This is a genomic window from Streptomyces adelaidensis (assembly GCF_016598475.1).
GTDB classification, from domain to species: Bacteria; Actinomycetota; Actinomycetes; order Streptomycetales; family Streptomycetaceae; genus Streptomyces; species Streptomyces adelaidensis.
This window is the reverse complement of the sequence record NZ_JAEMUX010000285.1, coordinates 1-617: the sequence shown is the minus strand read 5'-3', so window position 1 is coordinate 617 and position 617 is coordinate 1. Positions and strand designations below refer to the sequence as shown.

General features: G+C 71.5%; 1 protein-coding gene. It reads left to right on the top strand.

What is annotated here, in order from left to right; genetic code table 11:
* The coding region (locus tag I8N67_RS41870; protein WP_200309636.1) for an alpha-amylase family glycosyl hydrolase at positions 1-566 on the top strand (566 nt) is incomplete at its 5' end.
* Positions 567-617 lie beyond the last annotated feature (51 nt).

The window sequence follows — 617 nt, the reverse complement described above, 5'->3', positions numbered from 1 at the left end:
ACCTCGGCACCCGCCGCGCCCGCGCCGCCGCCCTGCTCATGCTCGCCCTGCCCGGCGGCGCCTACATCTACCAGGGCGACGAACTCGGCCTCCCCGAAGTCGAAGACCTGCCCGCCTCCGTCCTCGAAGACCCCATCTGGGAACGCTCCGGCCACACCGACAAGGGCCGCGACGGCTGCCGCGTGCCGATCCCCTGGTCCGGGCAGGCGGCGCCGTTCGGCTTCAGCCCCGAAGACGCCTACGCCGCACCCTGGCTGCCCCAGCCCGCCAACTGGAACCAGCTCACCGCGGAGGCACAGACCGGCGACGAGACCTCGATGCTGGAGCTGTACCGCACCGCCCTCCGCCTGCGCCGCGAGATTCCTGCCCTCGGCGACGGCACCATGACCTGGCTCGACACCCCCGCCGGAGTCCTCGCCTTCCGCCGCGACCCCGGTTTCGTATGCGTGGTCAACCTCTCCGGTGAGGCGTACCAACTGCCCGGCCACACCTCCGTTCTGCTGGCCGGTGGTCCCATTGAAGACGGCGTATTGACGCCGGATCAGGCGGCCTGGCTCGCGGTATAGCGACCCGCGACAGGGGGCAGCGTCTTCTCCCTTCAGTCCGCCAGGGCCTGC